This is a genomic window from Hungatella hominis, from assembly GCF_014288005.1.
Classification (GTDB): domain Bacteria; phylum Bacillota; class Clostridia; order Lachnospirales; family Lachnospiraceae; genus Hungatella; species Hungatella effluvii.
Genome location: NZ_JACOPB010000002.1, coordinates 191,335 through 210,465, shown reverse-complemented (window position 1 = coordinate 210,465; position 19,131 = coordinate 191,335). Strand labels below are relative to the sequence as shown.

The following is a 19,131-nucleotide window of genomic DNA, read 5'->3' as shown; positions in this document are numbered from 1 at the left end:
GACAGATTAAGGCTGAAACAACATCTCAATCCGTCCTTCAGCGGCTTTCTCATCTTTGCCGTCAAAGTAAAATAGTAAATTTCTGTTCCGCGTTACCAGTCCTTTTTTCATCTCATCATAGTCTTTTACATTTACTTTCGATTTGCCATTATCGATATAGATGTCGCAGTCAAAACAATTGGCCGCCGTAATTAAAACAGCTATGGGGATGGGGGTATAACGCTGATAAATGTCAACTTGTTTCGTTCGCATATCCCAGCCTCCTTTTTATGGCGGGCGGATAATCCGTACGTCGGGTGACAAAACATTAAGATACTCTTCCAGAAAATGATTGGTGAACTGTGAAATATAGATAAATCAATCTATCTATATTCTACCATATATTTTAGCGCGATACAAGATTAAAGCAAAATAATAAACAGTTTAATCGTGAAAATTTTGTGAAATATGTGTAAAAACTAAATGCTGACTGCATGTATCCACTAAAACTGGGAATGTGCGGAAACCTTTCAGATAACAGCGCTGGTTATAATATCTGCAATAGGGCCAGGTCACACAGATATAATATGATCCATGCGGCCTGGAGGTTCACAGCCGGCCTGTAATCCAGGAACCTCAGATATATTACTGCCCCTCTCCCTCCTGTCCTTCCGCCTGTCGATCACAATTGCGCACGGCTGGTATCGCAAGGCATAAAAACGACGCGATGAGCACCAGCCACCCGGCGATAATAAACCATTTCTCAACGCCAAAGCGCTCCGCAAATACTCCAGAGACGGATAATCCGACCGGTCCGCTGATCAGCCGGATGCTGCCGGATAACGATAAAACGCGTCCCAGATATTTTGCTTCGAAGCTGCTTTGCAGAAGCGGTGTGTAGATTCCCCAATAAAACGGGCCGGACACGCCCATCAGCCAGGAGCAGAAGACAAATGCGGCAAAACCATGCTCAGGAAGAAGCCCGGATATAAATAAACTGAAGCTCATCAGCAGAAACGAACCGACAATGGTATAAATCCTGTTTTTCGTTCCGCCCCATTTCGATAGTATAAGAGAGCCGAATAACAGCCCGATCGAAAATACGACTTCGACGACGCTTGCATTTGTGCTGGTTCCATGAAAATACGACATGCTCATCAGCGGGAACAACGCACTGGCCGGCATCAGCGCCAGGGTATACAGGGTGCTGATTAGAACCAGACCCAACATGCCCTTATTCGTCTTCAGAATTAAGAAGCCCTCCATAGCCTCCCGCAGTACATGGATCTTTCCCCTGTTTTCCTCTTCAGGCAGTTTCGGTATCTGCGTAATGGCCAGTGTAAAAACCGCGGCCAAGGCGCCCAGGACATCCAGAAAGATGATGCCGCTTAAACTCCAGGAGCTGTAGAATACGGCAGCCAGTACCGGGCTTAGTATCTGTGATACGGATTCTAAAGCCTGGGAATATCCGGCACAGCGGGTCAGCTGATCCTCCGGAACAATCTGCGGCGTAACGGCCTGGAGACACGGTGTGTGAAAGGCAGAACCGATGGAACGGAAAAACAGGACCACGAGGATCAGTTCGGTTGACAATGTCCCCGTCCAGCCGGCGATTACCATGACCAAACTGGCGGCGGAGATGAACAGATCCGAAAGAATCATGATCCATTTTCGGTTATACCGGTCGATGAACACTCCGATAAACGGCCCCAGGACTCCCTGCGGTAAAAATCCCATCATCATGGCGGCTGTCAGTACGAGGGCCGAGCCGGTTTGATCCGTTAGGTACCATACAATGGCAAACTGAAGGACAGCGCTTGAAAATTGGGAAAAAGCCTGCCCCGCCCATATCGTAAAAAAATTCTGTTTCCAGTTTCTCTGTAATGCGTTCATATTATTTCCCCCAGTTGGTGATTAGAAATATAGTATACAATAAATGATGCGAAATTAGTAATATAATTTTGAATCGCTTGATAATCAGGGAAGTACATTGTATAATTGATCTTAGATAATAAAAAATTAATGGAATTGTAAGGAAAATAGTGCAGTTAAAATCCTTACAATCGGGGCATGAAGGGAGACAAGAGATGAAAAAGAAACGAATGCTGGCGTTGGCGCTGGCTTTTGTGCTGGTTTGCAGTAATTTTGCGTGGGCAGACGCAGGCAGCAGACCAGAGCATGGCCTTGGATCAGAGTATGTATCAAAAGCGAGGGCAGCCAGCAGCTCAAATGCTGAAAAAGATGAGAGCTATAACAAGGCGACGGATTCAAATGCGCAGAATAAGGCAACCAGGTCCAATGCACTGCTGATGAAGTGGGAAGAAAGTGAGATAATTACGGACATTGCCCTTGTGAATAATTATCACAGATATGTACAGATCAAGTGGACCGTCTCTGGCTCTTATCCGTGCAATCTGTATCGTTCTGAAGACGGCAGTGATTACATAAAGCTGGAGTCAGGGACATGGAAAAGAAACTATACAGATAAAACTGCTGAAAAAGGAAAGACGTACCAATATAAGGTGACCGCAGTGAACCGCAGCTCAGATGGAAACCAGGACCCCCAGGAGACGGAGGGAAGAGTTTTAGAGGTCGTTGTTTCTGATAAAGAAATTCTGATGCAGAATCAGGACGTGACAGTCGGGACCACTGGTCCGGTTAAGATTACGTTTTCCGGCTTTGAAGAAGCTCCTGAAGGGGTATGGCGCAGCGATAACGGAAACGTGATCAGTATCACCCAGGAGGGGATTTTTACCGCAAAGAAAAGAGGCCGTGCAAATTTGTTCTTTCAGACAGCTGACGGATACGAGGTATCCTGCAAGTACCTCTGTTATGATGAAATGGTTCCACCGTCTGAAGATATGTGCACTTCAAGGGAATGGACCGTGTTTCAGATTACCAATCAGAACCGTATGAAGGAAGGACACCTTCCTCTTTCCATGGTTCCCCTTATGCAGACAGGGACTGATATAAGAAAAAAAGAGCTGACTCAGAAGTATTCCCATACCCGGCCTGATGGAAGCAGCTGTTTTACGGTTTTTGATGAGGTCGGCTATAACACCAGTTCCGTGGGAGAAAATATAGCATGGGGATATTCGAGCCCGGCGGCCGTTATGAATGGGTGGATGCACAGTTCGGGGCATTATGCAAATATTATGAATGACAATTTTACTCATTTTGCGACTGGGGAGACTAATAACTATTGGGTGCAGATGTTTTCCGGATGCTATAATGATAAGCTGAACCACATGGAGTTGTTTGTGCCGGCAGACATGACATTCAAAAAGACTTCGGCAATTGAAGATTTTGGCGTTGTTGCGGCATTTAACTGTACAGAACATGGGATTTCGTATATGCCGGTAATTTCGCAGATGTGTACCGGTTATGATGCGAATCAGGAGGGGCAGCAGACAATCGCTGTGAAATACAAAGATCTGGAAGCGTCCTTTACCGTGACCATAAAAGGAGGTTCTTCTTCCAGCAGTGGTGGAGGAAGCGGCTCCGGAGGAAGTTCTTCCGGCGGCGGAAGTAGTTCTGGCGGGGGAAGTGGCTCTGGCGGCGGCTCCCATTCATCCGGTGGCGGCGGTTCTTCAGCGGGAGGAACCGGAAAAGGGCCTGGTGCAGCCGGTACATCAGGGGCAGCATCGATCCCTGATTACGTGGTAAAGGGGGATTGGACACAGACGAAGGAGGGCGGCTGGAGATTTACAGATTCTAATGGAATGCCTTACCTCAATCAGTGGGCGGCAGTATACAATCCATATGCCAATCCCACGTCAGGGCAAAATGCCTTTGACTGGTTTTTCTTTGATGCGAATGGAAACATGGTTACCGGATGGTATCAGGACGGGGAGAATCTGTTTTACTTAAATCAAAATTCGGATGGAACCAGAGGAAAGATGGTTACCGGCTGGTGCTGGGTTCCGGATCAGAATGGCGTGCAGAAATGCTATTATTTCAACCCCAATTCAGACGGCACCCGCGGGAAAATGATGCGGAATGGTGTGATTGATGGGAATACCGTGAATGAGAACGGTGAATGGACTGTAAATGGAGTCGTTCAGACAAAGTAAGGGCAGAGTGAAACAGCCGCGCACAGGATTAAAACCTTGTGCGCGGCTGTTCAATTATTTTTATACATTTTCCGCTATCTCATAAAGCAGTCGTTCAGAATCTGCCCATCCGAGACAGGGATCGGTGATAGACTTCCCGTAGCAGTGCTCGCCGACTTTCTGGCTGCCTGGCTCAATGTAGCTTTCGATCATCAGGCCCTTGACCAGATCCTTGATCTGAGCCGCATGTCTTCTGCTGTGAAGAACTTCCTTGGCGATGCGGATCTGTTCCATGTATTTCTTGTTGGAATTGGAGTGGTTGGTATCCACGATACAGGCTGCGTTATCCAGGCTGCGCTTGGCGTAAAGTTCCTGAAGCAGAACCAGGTCTTCAAAATGGTAGTTCGGAATGCACTGGCCGTGTTTGTTGACTGCGCCGCGGAGAATGGTATGAGCCAGCGGATTGCCGCCGCTCTTTACTTCCCAGCCGCGGTATGTAAAATCATGGCCCTGCTGTGCCGCTACGACGGAGTTCAGCATAACGGATAAGTCGCCGCTGGTAGGATTCTTCATGCCGACGGCCACGTCACAGCCGCTGGCGGTAAGACGGTGCTGCTGGTTCTCTACGGAACGGGCTCCGATGGCCACGTAGGACATAATATCATCCAGATAAGTCATGTTCTCCGGATAAAGCATTTCATCGGCGGTGGGGAAGCCTGTCTCGGCAAATACGCGCATGTGCATCTTGCGGATGGCGATGAGTCCCTCGTGCATATCCGGTTTCTTCTCCGGGTCTGGCTGATGAAGCATTCCCTTGTATCCCTCGCCGGTGGTACGCGGTTTGTTGGTGTAGACACGCGGAATGATGATGAGACGGTCCGCGGTCTTCTCCTGAACCTTGATTAAGCGTTCTGCGTAGTCGCACACGGAATCTTCATTGTCCGCAGAGCACGGACCAATGATCACGAGAAATTTATCGCTTTTGCCGGTCAGAACATCGCTGACCTCCTGGTCCCTCTTTGCCTTCCGCTCTTTTAATTCAGCCGGAAGAGGGAAGCGTTCTTTGATTTCATCCGGGGTCGGAAGGTTGTTTACATATTGAAATCCCATGGTATCCTCCTGAAGATAAGATTCTTCTCTTTTGTTGTTGCCAATTATATACCAGAATATCGGAAAAATCTATACCTGACCGAAATTTTAGGAAATGTGTTCAAACAAGGGAATCCGGGTGTTCCTTTTTTTACAAAAATAGTGTATGATATGAGAGAAGATTTGAGAAAAGGGAATGGTGTGAGAGTATGGATAGATTCTGGACCTGGGGCGGTAAATACGTGGGAGTCAGACAGAAGGAGTATCTGGTGGCCTGTGACGGCACCGTGCTCGGGAAGTTTTACGGCAGAGATATTTATGATCAGGACGGATATTATGTGGGAGAACTGGGAAAGGGCGGCCGGCTGATTAAGAACAGAACAAAGTCTGCCACACGCAGACCGGCATTCAGCAGAGGCGTGAAGGGAACGATCCAGGCCCCCCTGCGGGACTGTGCGCCTTATCCGCTAATCTATGGGTTTGATGATTTTGAATTTTGATACGCCTGCACATCAACTTATTTGACCTGGAATCATGGAGGTAAGGGATGTGCAGGCTTTTTCATTGCAGTATGGCTGATTTCATTTGATGAAATGACGGGGAATGAAGGACAGGGAATGAACTGACGGGCCGTAAGAGAACCTTCAGTATTTCGTAGGAGATATGCTATAGATATCTGGCCGGTTCTATATTATAATGAATCCGCATAAGTAGAACAGATAAAGGAGAAATTTATGAGAAAATCAGTATTTGTAACCGCGCTGGTTCTGACAGCGATAAGCCTTACGGCCTGTGGAGGCAAGAAGGGCCCGGATAACGGCGGGTCAGGAACTGTGGCAGAGTCCACACAGGCGATTACGGTGGATTTGGAGAAAGTTCACCAGGCAGTAAAAGATGTATATGGAGAAAATTATATACCAAGCGCAGCCTATGACGCACAGGCATTAAACGATATATTCGGAGTTCCGGAGGATTTATATGAGGAATTCATCGCGGAGGGACCGATGATCAGCGTCCATGTGGACACCTTTGTGGCCATCAGGGCGAAGGAAGGAAAGGGCGGGGATGTGGAGAAGCTGCTTGGCGATTACCGCACCCGTCTCGTGGAAGATTCCATGCAGTATCCGATGAACATCAGCAAGGTGCAGGCGTCTGAAGTAGTCCGTCACGGAGATTATGTGTTCTTCGTTATGCTGGGAACGGCTTCTGAGGAAGCGCAGGAGCAGGGCGAAGAGGCTGCCCTTCAATCTGCACAGGAAGAAAACAAGAAGGCAGTTGACGCAATTAACGCATTCTTTGAGGGGTAAACATGGTATTTTCCAGCCTGTTATTCTTATTCCGGTTTCTGCCGGTTATGTTAATTGTATATTTTGCTGCTCCAAAGAGGTTCCGCAATGGGGTTCTGTTCATTGGGAGCCTCATTTTTTATGGATGGGGAGAACCGGTGTACATCTCCCTGCTGCTGTTTTCCACGCTGGTCGATTACGTCCACGGACGTCTGGTGTGGCGCTTTATGGAAGAGGGAAAACAGAAGCGGGCCAGGCTCTGTGTGGCTTCCTCGGTCATCATCAATCTGGGGCTTTTAGGCGTCTTTAAATACGCGGATTTCCTTTTGGAAACCGTGGGGCGGCTGACCGGGCTTGCGTTCCCTCTTTCGGGACTGGCGCTTCCTATCGGTATTTCCTTTTATACGTTCCAAACCATGTCATACACGATCGACATTTACCGGAAGGAGGCCAGCCCGCAGAAGAATATCATCGATTTCGGTGCCTATGTCTCCATGTTTCCCCAGCTGATTGCGGGACCAATCGTGCGGTATCACACCATTGCAGAGGAATTGCGGGAGCGGACTGAGAACTTCGCCGGATTTTCCAGGGGAGTCTTTCTGTTTGCCGTGGGCCTGGGTAAGAAGGTATTGATCGCCAATACCATAGGAGCGCTGTGGACGCAGATTTCGGGTGTACCGGATGCAGAGCGGACCGTCCTGATGATGTGGATGGGGATTCTGGCGTTCGGCATGCAGATATACTTTGATTTCTCCGGTTATTCGGATATGGCCATGGGGCTGGGGGCGATGATGGGCTTTCACTTCCCGGAGAATTTCCGGTATCCCTATACGGCGAAGAGCATCACCGATTTCTGGCGCAGGTGGCATATCACCCTGGGCACCTGGTTTAAGGAGTATGTGTATATACCGCTGGGCGGAAACCGGAAAGGCGCGGCGGTGCAGGTGCGGAACATCGCGATCGTCTGGCTGCTGACAGGAATCTGGCACGGAGCGGCCTGGAATTACCTCTTATGGGGGCTCTATTTCGGTGCGCTTCTGCTGCTTGAGAAGTTTATTCTGAAGCCGTATCTGGAGAAGATGCCATCTGCCGTCAGAAGCGTATACGCCATGATCTTCGTCTTTCTTGGCTGGGTGCTGTTTGCACATGAAAATATGGCGGAGGGGCTTCAGTACTTCACCCAGATGGCCGGCGCCGGAGGTATCGCCTTTGCAAGCCGGAGAACGTGGTATTTGCTGGTGACCAATCTGCCGTTATTTGCGGCGGCTGTCCTGGGTTCTACACCGCTTCCGGGGATCTTGTGCAGGAAGTTGTCGGGACGTGTGAGAGAGACGGCCGAATTGCTGTTTGTGGCGGTTATTCTTGTGCTGTCGGTAGCATTTCTGGTAGATGCCAGTTATAATCCGTTTCTGTATTTCAGGTTCTAGTGCCTCCCGGCGCTGGCAAATGAGGAGAGTTTATGAAGAAAGAGAGACATAGTGACAGAGCCATGACCTTCCTGTTTCTGGGCTTTTTGGGGATTGTATCCCTGGCGGGTATGATTATGCCGCAGAAGGCGTTTTCAGACTCGGAGAACCGGTATCTGCAAAAGAAACCGGAATTTACGGTGAAGTCTCTGCTGGATGGAAGCTATGGAGAGAAGTACGAACAGTATTTGAGCGATCAGTTTCCGGGAAGAAACGGATGGATCGGTCTGAAGGTTACGTCAGAGCGTCTGGCCTTCCAGAAAGATGTAAACGGCGTATACTTCGGGAAAGACGGCTATCTGATCGAGAAATACGATACAGAGGACGTGGAAGGGGAGCAGCTGAACAAAAATATGGAGAAGCTGGCCGCATTTACAGGGGCGGCAGAGAAGTCCCTGGGGAAAGACCATGTGCGGGTGATGCTTGTACCATCGGCGTCCCAGGTCATGACGGACCGGCTGCCATTTCTCGCCGCGCCCTACGATCAGGGCCGGGTAACGGAGCTGCTTTCCGAACGCCTGAAAGAAACAGGGAACTCCCCGGAGATGGTGCTTCCGGCAGAAGACTGCTTAAAATCGTTTCGTGACGAGGAACTGTACTACCGGACGGATCACCATTGGACCGCCAGAGGGGCGTTTTTGGGATACCGGCTGTGGGCGGAGTCCATGGGGCTTATCCCTTGGACGGAAGACATGTTTAATATCCGGAGGGTCAGCAGCGAGTTTCATGGAACGGTCTATTCCAAACTCAATGTTCCGTGGCGATACGATTCCATCGAAGAGTGGCAGCCGAAGGAGCCGCAGGATTACCGGGTGTCCTTCGATGGGGAACCGAAGGAATATGATTCCCTCTACTTTCCTGACGCATTAGAGGGAAAGGACAAATACGCCGTGTATCTCGACGGCAACCATGCCATAACCAAAATCGAAAACAGGAGCATACAAGGAGATCAGAAGGAAAAGAAGCTTTTCATAATCAAGGACTCCTACGCCCACAGCTTCGCCGTGTTCGCGGCCAACCATTTCGGAACCGTGTATATGGCGGACCTGCGGTACCTGAACCTGAATTTGAAGGAGTGGATGGAGAAACAGGGAATCACGGATGTTCTGGTGATGTACCAGATTCCGGGATTTGCAAAGGAAAAAACGGTATCACGGCTGGTTTATAAATAGCAGGGGCCGTGAACTGCAGCGAGGCGTATGATGAAGGAGATACAACAGAAGGCAGCAGGCAATGTGGACTTGGGAACAGAAGAATGGATTGAGCAATATGGAAGGTTCGTGTATGGGCTTGCGTTCCGTCTGACAACGGATGTGCAGGAGGCAGAGGACCTTTCCCAGGAGACGCTCTTAAAGGCGTGGCTGCACTGCCCGGAACTTAAGAATCCGGCGGCGGTGAAGAGCTGGCTGCGAACGATCTGTGTCAATGAATTTCGGATGAAGATCCGTAAACAGGCCAGCACCCCTCTCAGCTTTTCAGATGATCTGGAGGCCCTGGAGTGGGAGGGGAATCTATTTACTGAAAACATTCCGTCTCCTGTGGAAGAAGTTATCGTGTCGGAGGAGGTTGGAAGGCTTCGGGACGGCTGCTTTCTTGCTATGGCGGGGAAGCTGCCTTTGAATCAGAGGGCTGCATTTTCGCTTGTGGATATGTTTGGCCTGTCCATTCCGGAGACGGCGGAAATTCTCGATGTTACGCCCAAGGCGGTAAAGGGGCTTTTATACAGGGCGAGGCTGAGTCTGGAGTCTTTCTTCCGTGACCACTGCGGCATCCTGGATGAGAAAAATCCCTGCAGATGTTCGGCATGGATTGAATTTTCAAGTAACAGGAATGCTCTGCAGAGGGAGACGAGAACGCGGATCACCGTACTGGACTACCGGGATACCGGGTATCAGCCGGACGAAGAAACGAGGAGACAGATTCTCCATTATTACCGAAACATTCCGGACCGCGTTCCGCCGCGGGAATGGTATGATACGGTGGCGTCGGCAATCGGAACTTTTTTTTAAAATAATGCTGAAAAAATGGGACTTTCATAATTTCGCAGCATCTTACTTTATAGAAGCGGTTATAGGGGCTGGCAGCAGGCCGTGTGATTGTTTCAATACCATAAAACCAAAATAGAGAATGGAGAATGTGACATGGAGAAAAGTAAGATGGGAAATGGATTTAAGATTTTGCTGAGTGAGACTGGAGAAACCGGGAAGGCGTACATGGAAATGGTCATGAAAGGATCGCAGGCCAGTGCACTGGACAGAAAGACGCAGGAGCTGGCCTACTTATCCGTACTGGCCGCTCTGCGCATGACCGGAGGCATTGCATACCATGTGGATTCTGTAAAAAAGCTGGGAGCGACAAAGGCTGAAGTCATGAGCGCAGTTTTAGTCGGTCTTCCGGCCGTGGGAATACAGGTGATCGATGCGCTTTCGGCAGCCGCAGAGTGTTACGGAGAATCGTGAGATATCCGGGTGAAGGAAACTTGAGAAGCGGTTAAAAAATGCAGTGCCCCCATACAGGACAAAGAAGTTATATGTCCCGTATGGGGCGCTTTTTATTTTACCATACGTCTGATCCTATTCCTCTTCCTGCGGAGAAAAGTCGTAACAGTTCAGACGGCTCATCTTCTTGACCGAAAAAAGCCGGTCAAGAAGCATCGGATATCCATCCGATGTAAAAATCAGCGCAAAAACGGTCTTATAAGCAAGCTTAACGTCCGCCTTTGCACTGAGTTTTCCGCCGTCTGAACTGTTACGAAAAATCACCTATTTCATGTGGATTTTCTGCAAGATACTTTAACTGTTCCATATCACAGATTACGGTCTTGTGGCCTTCCTTTTCAATCACCTTCATTTTTTTCAGTACCAGCATAATTTTGGAAACGGTTACCGAATGGACTCCAAGGTATCTGGCCAGTTCAGTGTAGGTAAAATATTTCTGAAGTTCATATCTTCCGTTCTTTTCATTTGCCAGCTCAATCAGAGTCCGGCAGAGGCGCCCCGACGTATGATCCTCCTTCGAAGAATGTACATGGGAGATTTCTTCCATAAAATGCCGGGCGATTCCTTCGCTGATCCAGTAGCCGATTTCCGGCTCTTCTTTTATCTTTCTCTCCAGTACGGAAAAAGGAATTTTGTATAGAATGCACTCTGTCTTTGTATACAAAGAACAGAAGTTATAGAGTGTATTAATCTGGGCTGCCCCTTTGTGGGATAGAAAAAACGGCACGCCGCCGATCAAATCCTTTTCCCTGAAATAGTGATAGATAATCTCTTCCCCGTTTTGGGTGAAACGCAGCAGGGCGCATACGCCGGATATCAGACAGTAAGCGGTATTTTCATGATTGATAATCGAAGAAAAGTACTGGTTTTTATCCAATTGGATCCTGGTGCCCTCTCTGCATAGAATTTCTAAAAAATGATCTCTTTCGTTCTCCTTCACAGTCCCTCCGGTTGTACAACATGCACATAAATGATGCTGCCTTTTTAAAATTTATAAGCGATGTTTAGTGATTGCTATTTTTTTAACAGCGACCGTATGTTATTATCTTAACAGAGTACTCAGACAAATTCAACCGATAAAAGGAGAAGCACCATGAAATCAGGGGTTAAGTATTATATTCATTGTATTATTGGCATATTGATTATGCTGGTTTTCCGTTTTATTTCTCCCTTTGGACCAGTTACGGAAGTCGGAGTCAAGGTATTAGGCGTCTTTCTTGGAACGATGTATCTATGGACCTTTGTCGATACGCTCTGGCCCAGTCTGTTCGGCGTCCTGATGTTAGGACTCACCGGTTTCGGCAGTTTTAACGGCCTTTTGAGCTCGACCTTCGGAAATCCAATCGTCATCATGCTGTTCTTTGTCATCATGCTGACAGGAGCCATAACAGAAGAAGGAATTTGCGAGTACATTTCCCGCTGGTTTATCACCCGCAGGATCAATAACGGACGCCCATGGGTATTTACCGCAATGCTTCTACTGGGAGTATATCTTTTATCCGTATTGACTGCTCCGAGTCCCACCATATTCATCTTCTGGCCGATTCTCTACAGCCTATTTGCAGTAATCGGCTATAAAGAAGGCGACCGGTATGTGACCTTAATGCTGATCTCTGTGGTAATGGCGGCTTCCTTTGGGTTTGCGACAACACCTTTCAAGGGCGCGCTCCCGGGGCTGCTGGGCAATTATGCAAAGGTGACCGGGACGGCGATCGAATACCTCCCCTATATGGTAACCGCAGCGGCGATTTCGCTGACGGCGCTGGCAGCCATCGTTCTGCTCATGCGTTTCGTACTTAAGCCGGACGTGACGCCGCTGAAACAGATCGATGCCAGTCTTTTTGACAAAAATCCGCTGCCGCCCATGAATCTCCGCCAGAAAAGCTTAAGCTTTGCCCTGCTCTTTTTTATCATCTGGGTGCTGGCTCCCTCTCTTTTGCCGGAAGGGGCTCTGCAGCAGCTGTTAAAGGATACACAGAATGCAATCCCTGTCTTTATCATAACCGTATGCTGTCTGATCCACGTAGACAAAAAGCCGCTGGTTAATTTTAAGACGATTGTTTCCAAATATATGATCTGGTCCGTTGTGCTGATTGTAGGCTCCGCATTGACCATTGGAAATGCCCTGACCGATGAAGCCACGGGAATCACCGTGTTATTGAAGCAGATTTTAACGCCTGTATTCGAGGGACAGAGTCCGCTGGTCTTCACCATTACCATTGTTGTCATTGCGTGTGTTCTCACCAATATCTGCAACAATATGGTGGTAGGCATGCTGCTCATACCAATTATCCATGTATTTTCGCAGCAGATCGGCGCCGGCTCCGCGGCCACCTCCTGCTTGTCCATGTATATGGTGTGTATTGCCGTTGTGACGCCGGCCGCCTCCACGACATCGGCCATCCTGCACGGAAATACGAAATGGCTGAAAATTGGTGATATCTATAAATACGGAATCCTGATGAGCATAATCAGTCTGATTGCCGTCTTGGCCGTGGGCCTGCCCATCGCTAATATTTTCTTTTCATAAATAACAGGAGGAACAGGATGAAAACAATAGAACATTTTATAGACCAGCAGGCCGCAGCAGAACAGGAATTTATAGAGAGCTTTCACCGGGAACACCGTTCTTTTGAAAATCCGCTCGTTACGGTAAATCCTTACGGCATAGCGCCTCTCACCGCCGTGATCGCTTTTTTTACGGAGGAGAAGGTGAGTGTGAGCATTACGGTGAAAGGGATGGAAGCCAGCGGAGATATCTCGAAAGCATTTCCGGAGGCGTATGAACACGTAATACCGGTGCTTGGCCTGTATCCGGGAATGGATAATACCGTGGAACTGAGGTTGTCAGATGGTCGGCGTAAAGAAATCATTATCACCACCGGCCCGCTGGACAGTGCCGTCAAACTGCCGGAGTCCATTGACACGACAGCCGCGTATATGGATGGAAACGTGATGTTCGTCATACCCGCCATGGGCGCGCTTCCGGCCGCTTACGATTACCGCGGAGACTGCCGCTGGTACTGCACGGAAAACATCACCTTCGCCATAAAGGAACTGCAGAACGGCCGTTTTTCCATCGGTTCCCCCCGCCTTCTGGAGAAACCGTATTATACGACAGGGCTGTGGGAAATGGACCTGATCGGAAAAATCTATGCGGAATACCGTCTTCCCGGCGGCTATCACCACGACCAGTTTGAGATGGAGGATGGGAACCTCCTTGTACTGACGGAGTGCTTTGAAAATGGCACGGTGGAGGATATGTGCGTCCTGATTGACAGGGCGGATGGTTCCATTTTAAAAACCTGGGACTTCAAGGACATTCTGCCTCAGGATGCCGCTCCTTCCGGAAGCTGGAGCGCTCACGACTGGTTCCACAATAATGCCCTGTGGTATGATAAAAAGACGGATTCCATCACACTATCCGGCCGCCATCAGGATGTCCTGATCAACATCGATTTTCAGAGCGGAAAACTGAACTGGATTCTGGGGGATCCGGAAGGCTGGCCGGAGGACATGAGGGAAGCGTACTTCTTAAAGCCAGTGGGCGATCTGGAATGGCAGTATGAACAGCACGCCTGTCTCATAACCCCGGATGGTGATGTAATGACCTTTGACAACGGCCATTACCGTTCTAAAAACCCGGAGCATTACCGCCTGGGAAAAGACAATTACTCGAGAGGCGTGCGTTTTAGCATCGACCGGGAGAAACGGACCGTCCGACAGATCTGGCAGTACGGAAAGGAACGGGGAAATGAGTTCTTCTCGCCCTACATCTCCAACGTGGACTACTACGGAGAGGGGAATTATCTGGTACATTCCGGCGGAATTGCCTCCCTTGACGGTATCACCTGCGAAGGTGTCGGCTCCCGCAGATACTTTGAGAACAAAAATGTCCGGCTTGAGTCAAAGACCGTGGAGCTTCTGGACGGCAGAGTTGTCTACGAAATGTGCCTGAACGCCAATTATTACCGCGCAAAGAAAATGTCCCTTTACAGCGAAGGGGAGAACTTGACGCTGGGACGCGGAAAAATACTGGGGACATTAGGAAAAACGCCGGAATTCGAAACCGCCGCCGAGACGGAATATAGTAAAAGCACTATTCCGGATCAATACCACTTAGAAATCAGCGAAGAGTTTGACCGTTACACCTTCCATGGAACCTTCGAGAAAGGGCAGCTGGTGATGCTGGTCTTAGAAGACGGGGAGGGAAACTGTCATAACTATTTCGTATCCACTTCCGCAGTGTCATTTACCGCCATGTGCGTGGGCACATTCCAGAGTTCCGGGCGTCAGGTGGACTTCCGGCTGAATAAATGCGGTCTTCAGGGGGAATACGCCGTTTCTCTGATTATCGATGATACAAAATACAGCCTTGGCCTGACTTTAAAAATTGATGGCTGAAAAAATAAATTTAGGCTCTTGACAAACAAACCGAAACCTCATATACTAATCAATAACTTCATAAATGCAAAAAGGCGTTGATAAGAACAAGTAATAATGCGCAACAGCACACAGAAAGCAGCCGGTTGATGAGAGGCGCGTGGAAAGCGGATTGTGAATACATCTTTGAGCTTCACACTGAAAGCAGATCTGGAAAGGACGGAGAGTCCTATGGATCGGCGAGTAGACTGTGACGGATTCCTGCACACGTTATCGTGCTAGAGTATGGTGATCGTACTCGAAGAGGTAAGCGGCGCGAGCCGTTTATAAATTAAGGTGGTAACACGGGATTACAGTCTCGTCCTTTGAACAGGACGGGACTTTTTTTTATGTAATAGGAAAGTATCTGCAAAAATTAAAGAAAAGGAGAAAACAATTATGACAGCGTACGAAGAACTCAAAGCCCGCGGCCTCATTGCCCAGGTAACGAATGAAGAAGAGATCAGCAAAATGATCAACGAAGGGAAGGCTGTATTCTATATTGGCTTTGACCCAACCGCGGACAGCCTTCACGTAGGACATTTTATGGCGCTTTGCCTGATGAAGCGTTTACAGGAGGCGGGAAACAAACCGATCGCGCTGATCGGCGGCGGTACCGGAATGATCGGTGATCCGTCGGGACGCAGCGATTTGCGCCAGATGATGACTGTGGATACGATTCAGCACAACTGCGACTGCTTCAAGAAGCAGATGAGCCGTTTTATCGATTTTTCCGAAGGAAAGGCCATGATGGTCAACAATGCGGACTGGCTGCTGGATTTGAATTACGTCGATTTCCTGCGTGAAGTGGGAACTCATTTTTCCGTAAATAACATGCTGAGAGCGGAATGCTACAAGCAGCGTATGGAGAAAGGCTTAAGCTTCCTGGAGTTCAACTACATGATCATGCAGAGCTACGATTTCTATGAGCTGTTTAAGCGTTACGGCTGTAATATGCAGTTCGGCGGCGACGATCAGTGGAGCAACATGCTGGGCGGTACAGAGCTGATCCGCCGGAAGCTGGGCAAGGATGCGCACGCTATGACGATCACCCTGCTGCTTAACTCCGAGGGCAAGAAGATGGGCAAGACCCAGTCCGGCGCTGTATGGCTGGATCCGAACAAGACCACTCCGTTTGACTTCTACCAGTACTGGAGAAATGTGAGCGACGCAGATGTCTTAAAATGTCTTCGCATGCTGACATTCCTGCCGATCGAGCAGATTAACGAGATGGATAAATGGGAAGGAAGCCAGTTAAACCAGGCGAAAGAAATTCTGGCATACGAGCTGACAAAGCTGGTTCACGGCGAGGAAGAAGCTGAAAAGTCTCAGAAGAGCGCCCGCGAACTGTTCACTGGCGGTAATGCGGCCGATATGCCGACCTGCGAGCTGACGGATGAAGATTTCAGAGAAGGAACCATTGATATTCTCGATATTCTTCATAAATCCGGCCTCGCCGGCTCACGTTCCGAGGCAAGACGCAACGTGGAACAGGGCGGCGTATCCGTTGACGGCAATGCAGTAAATGACGTGAAGGCCGTCTTCGCCAAAGAGGGCCTGGAGGGCGAAGGCGTCGTTGTGAAGCGCGGAAAGAAGAAGTTTGTTAAGGTTATTGCGAAATAGAATTTAGGATATGGTGAGAGCGGTGAATGCTTATGGCGTTTGCCGCTCTCCTGTTGTTGGAGTATAACTGTCCCAGAGCCTGCGGCAAAAAAAACGCTGATAGAAATGACATCGGAATACTTGACAAAACCGGCAGCTGAATTTAGAGTAGAATGATAAATCCGGTTGGGACCGGAAAACAGTCAAAGCAGGAAACGCAGAATCAGGTAAGAACGCAGGGAGGAATACTGTGGAAAGCATAAATGTGATAGTGGAAACAGAGCGGTTGATTTTAAGAAGATATGTGGAAGGAGATGCGCAGGATTTGTATGAATACTTATCCAATCCGGAGGTCGTTAAATACGAACCTTATAAACCGATGGATCTGGATGAAGTAAAGAGCAGCCTTGCATGGAGAATCTCGACTGATGAGATGATTGCCGTCGAACTAAAAAGCAATCATAAGATGATAGGAAATGTATATTTGGGAAAGACGGAGTTTGACGCCCTCGAAATGGGATACGTATTTAATCAGGATTATTGGGGAAAGGGATATGCTAAGGAAAGCTGCAAGGCTTTAATCGAGCAGGCATTTTCCGGTGGAATACATAGAATCTTCGCTGAGTGTGACCCTCAAAATCAAGGCTCCTGGAAACTGCTGGAGTCATTGGGATTTGAACGGGAAGCTTACTTGAAACAAAATGTGTATTTTTGGAAGGATGATGATAACAAACCTCTTTGGAAGGATACTTATATTTATGCCAGGTTGAATCCGTATATGGAGAGGCGATAAAAGGATGGCGGAGGCTGGGATCGCTCTTGGAAGAATCCCGGTCTCTGCCATCCTTTTTATGTGGATTGCCTGATTGCTGTGGTGACGCCGATGTTGACATAAGCGCTGCCGTTGGTATCGAATGGCTTAGTGAAGTGCACCATTCTCGTCGGGAGTAAAAGTTTTCGCCTTTGTCAGCATTTTTCCATTTTCCTGCAGGTAATAGGTCTTTCCGTCAACGGTGAGAAAACCTGTCTGCATAACGCCGGTTTCCGGATTTAAGTAATACCAGTCGCCGTTATCATTTAACCAGCCTTTGTGGAGACTGCCGGTGCTGTCATAGTAATACCAGCTGCCATCCTGGGAAGACCAGCCGCGGGGGGCTGCCGCTTCGCCGGAACCGTCTGTATTTACCGAATCGGCAAATGCTACGATTTTATATGCAGTATTGGAACCCGACTGTGTCCAGACGAGACATTTCTTACCTTTCACAAGGTCCTGAAGTGTGACGATATTTCTTGTGAGGTAAGGAAGAATCTGACTGTCGGAGTTAACGGTATAGGTGGTACCGTTATCTGCTGAAATGGTACCGGAAACACCGTCACCTGCAACCGTCAGGGTATCAACTGTTATATATTCCGGAACTTTGAAATCGGCCGGAATGCTGCAGAGAATGATCTCTCCGTGAGACATCGGCGGAAGACTTAAGGTCATGGCCGGGCTGATATAGGCGTAGATGGTCTCGCCGTTTTTAAGCGTATCCAGCGAGGCGGGATAACCGTTTACTGCGTCTAAAATTCTGGTTTCTTCCGATACATTGATAATTAATTCCTGTCCGGCGAAATCCCCGTCCTGCCGGGAAATGGACAGTCGGCCGTCGCTGGTCTGATTTACCGTTCCATAGATCCGGACGGAAGAAGGAGCCGTACCTGTGTCAGCCTTTGAACGGAAAGCAAATCCAGAGGCGAAGACGGCTGTGACGCATAAAAGTGAGAGAAGCAGACTTCCGGTTATTTTTTTCATTGAAACCTCCATTAAATTAAGTTGTGTTTTTCAATTGCTGCCAATTAGATTATAGCAGGTTGGAAGAAAAATGAAAATTAAGAAAGGTTTACAAATACTTACAATGATGGATGGAGTGCTGGGAAGTATGGTATGATAAAATTGTGTGAAAGATGAGAGAAGGAACAGGAGAAAAACGATGCCTAAATTAAGAAAAATGCTTGGTGATGTCAATTCTGCGGAATGTATTGCTCTGATGCGTCTTATTGAAACACAGAATGAAAAAACACTGGCGGGCTGGGCTGTTGGCTATGCGAAAGATAATTTCCTGGGAATTTATGAGAACGAGTGCCCGGGGAATGCGTGTCTGAGGGATACGATACTGGTATGTGAAGAATATTTAAAAGGAAACGGTAAATTAAGTGAGATAAAACCGGTAATTAAGGAAGCGGGGCAGTTTGCCCGGGATCTGGCGGATAATCCGACCGCGCAGGCTGCGGCGCGAGCGGTTTCAACAGCATGTGCTTCGGTCCATACGCCGACCAGCGCGCTGGGATTTCTGTTTTATGGGGCCGCAGCCGCAGCATACAGCCAGGCCGGACTGGAACAAGGTGCTGAAGTTTATGATAAAATAGCTTCCAAAGAGTTGGAAAAAGCCGTAGATTCACTGAAACAGGTCTGCGTGACGGATGAAGCACATCCAGTGAAGGTGAAATGGAATTGTTAGGGGGGCCGATGCAGAAGATTGTTGCTGTTAAGTACAGCCGGCAAAGAAAATAATTTCAACGTGGAAATGCCGATTTCTCTTATCTTTTTAATCGGTATTTCCACGTTATTTTTTTGCGTTCTGTTCCCGCAGGGAAAGGTCTCACATTCGGACTCATCACTATCTGATTCATGGCCGCCTGATTCCAAGCCGAAATTCTGTTTATAATAGAATAAAAGCGCTTTTTCGCCCGTGTA

General features: G+C 48.5%; 17 protein-coding genes, 1 pseudogene and 1 other annotated feature. Of the genes and pseudogenes, 12 read left to right on the top strand and 6 right to left on the bottom strand.

Annotation, left to right across the window (positions count from 1 at the left end; translation table 11 throughout):
* Positions 1-6: 6 nt before the first annotated feature.
* Together H8S75_RS05210 and H8S75_RS05205 are read right to left on the bottom strand one after the other, a co-directional pair.
* Positions 7-252 carry an HPr family phosphocarrier protein gene (locus H8S75_RS05210; protein ID WP_002604536.1) on the bottom strand — a complete coding sequence of 82 codons (246 nt, stop codon included), beginning with the start codon at positions 250-252 and terminating at the stop codon, positions 7-9.
* Between the two features lie 372 nt (positions 253-624).
* The gene (locus tag H8S75_RS05205; RefSeq protein ID WP_187019884.1) at positions 625-1,872 is read right to left on the bottom strand and encodes an MFS transporter; all 1,248 of its coding nucleotides are present in this window, start codon (positions 1,870-1,872) and stop codon (positions 625-627) included.
* A gap of 194 nt (positions 1,873-2,066) precedes the next feature.
* Between H8S75_RS05205 and H8S75_RS05200 the strand changes: the two genes are divergently transcribed.
* Complete coding sequence (locus H8S75_RS05200) at positions 2,067-4,052, top strand: CAP domain-containing protein (RefSeq protein WP_243270185.1); 1,986 nt, start codon at positions 2,067-2,069, stop codon at positions 4,050-4,052.
* Between the two features lie 60 nt (positions 4,053-4,112).
* Here H8S75_RS05200 and H8S75_RS05195 read toward each other — a convergent pair whose 3' ends face one another.
* On the bottom strand, positions 4,113-5,141 hold the full coding sequence (locus H8S75_RS05195; protein ID WP_187019882.1) for a 3-deoxy-7-phosphoheptulonate synthase: 1,029 nt from the start codon (positions 5,139-5,141) through the stop codon (positions 4,113-4,115).
* A gap of 161 nt (positions 5,142-5,302) precedes the next feature.
* Between H8S75_RS05195 and H8S75_RS05190 the strand changes: the two are divergent.
* The 6 genes and pseudogenes from H8S75_RS05190 to H8S75_RS05165 form a co-directional block, all read left to right on the top strand.
* Positions 5,303-5,620: pseudogene (locus H8S75_RS05190) on the top strand (hypothetical protein); the annotation flags it as partial.
* Between the two features lie 234 nt (positions 5,621-5,854).
* Positions 5,855-6,427, top strand: a complete 573-nt coding sequence (locus H8S75_RS05185; protein ID WP_187019879.1) for a DUF4358 domain-containing protein — start codon at positions 5,855-5,857, stop codon at positions 6,425-6,427.
* A 2-nt stretch (positions 6,428-6,429) separates the two neighbouring features.
* A complete protein-coding gene (locus H8S75_RS05180; RefSeq protein WP_187019877.1) occupies positions 6,430-7,833 on the top strand; it encodes an MBOAT family O-acyltransferase in 1,404 nt (467 codons plus the stop codon).
* Between the two features lie 32 nt (positions 7,834-7,865).
* Positions 7,866-9,044, top strand: coding sequence for a DHHW family protein (locus H8S75_RS05175; RefSeq protein WP_187019876.1), 1,179 nt, complete (start codon positions 7,866-7,868; stop codon positions 9,042-9,044).
* 27 nt (positions 9,045-9,071) lie between these two features.
* On the top strand, positions 9,072-9,881 hold the full coding sequence (locus H8S75_RS05170; RefSeq protein ID WP_243270184.1) for an RNA polymerase sigma factor: 810 nt from the start codon (positions 9,072-9,074) through the stop codon (positions 9,879-9,881).
* A gap of 132 nt (positions 9,882-10,013) precedes the next feature.
* Positions 10,014-10,331, top strand: a complete 318-nt coding sequence (locus H8S75_RS05165; protein ID WP_187019874.1) for a carboxymuconolactone decarboxylase family protein — start codon at positions 10,014-10,016, stop codon at positions 10,329-10,331.
* Positions 10,332-10,445: 114 nt separating this feature from the next.
* Here the strand turns inward: H8S75_RS05165 and H8S75_RS05160 are convergent, their stop codons facing one another.
* Positions 10,446-10,634, bottom strand: a complete 189-nt coding sequence (locus tag H8S75_RS05160; protein WP_187019873.1) for a hypothetical protein — start codon at positions 10,632-10,634, stop codon at positions 10,446-10,448.
* Positions 10,621-11,310: a Crp/Fnr family transcriptional regulator gene (locus tag H8S75_RS33290; protein WP_187019871.1), complete on the bottom strand. Its 690-nt coding sequence runs from the start codon at positions 11,308-11,310 to the stop codon at positions 10,621-10,623. Before H8S75_RS33290 ends, H8S75_RS05160 begins: the two co-directional genes overlap by 14 nt.
* Before the next feature lie 153 nt (positions 11,311-11,463).
* Here H8S75_RS33290 and H8S75_RS05150 point away from each other — a divergent pair, with 153 nt between their 5' ends.
* From H8S75_RS05150 to H8S75_RS05135, 4 genes are all read left to right on the top strand, one after another.
* Positions 11,464-12,900 carry an SLC13 family permease gene (locus tag H8S75_RS05150; RefSeq protein ID WP_187019870.1) on the top strand — a complete coding sequence of 479 codons (1,437 nt, stop codon included), beginning with the start codon at positions 11,464-11,466 and terminating at the stop codon, positions 12,898-12,900.
* A 17-nt stretch (positions 12,901-12,917) separates the two neighbouring features.
* Positions 12,918-14,774: an aryl-sulfate sulfotransferase gene (locus H8S75_RS05145; protein WP_187019868.1), complete on the top strand. Its 1,857-nt coding sequence runs from the start codon at positions 12,918-12,920 to the stop codon at positions 14,772-14,774.
* Between the two features lie 68 nt (positions 14,775-14,842).
* Positions 14,843-15,122 (top strand) — a binding site (T-box leader).
* Between the two features lie 69 nt (positions 15,123-15,191).
* Complete coding sequence (tyrS, locus tag H8S75_RS05140; protein WP_187019866.1) at positions 15,192-16,415, top strand: tyrosine--tRNA ligase; 1,224 nt, start codon at positions 15,192-15,194, stop codon at positions 16,413-16,415.
* 229 nt (positions 16,416-16,644) lie between these two features.
* Complete coding sequence (locus H8S75_RS05135) at positions 16,645-17,187, top strand: GNAT family N-acetyltransferase (RefSeq protein WP_187019865.1); 543 nt, start codon at positions 16,645-16,647, stop codon at positions 17,185-17,187.
* Between the two features lie 126 nt (positions 17,188-17,313).
* On the opposite strand, the gene H8S75_RS05130 is transcribed toward H8S75_RS05135, so the two are convergent.
* Positions 17,314-18,189, bottom strand: coding sequence for a hypothetical protein (locus H8S75_RS05130; protein ID WP_243270183.1), 876 nt, complete (start codon positions 18,187-18,189; stop codon positions 17,314-17,316).
* A gap of 178 nt (positions 18,190-18,367) precedes the next feature.
* Here H8S75_RS05130 and H8S75_RS05125 point away from each other — a divergent pair, with 178 nt between their 5' ends.
* Positions 18,368-18,895 carry a putative immunity protein gene (locus H8S75_RS05125; protein ID WP_187019861.1) on the top strand — a complete coding sequence of 176 codons (528 nt, stop codon included), beginning with the start codon at positions 18,368-18,370 and terminating at the stop codon, positions 18,893-18,895.
* Positions 18,896-19,131: the final 236 nt, after the last annotated feature.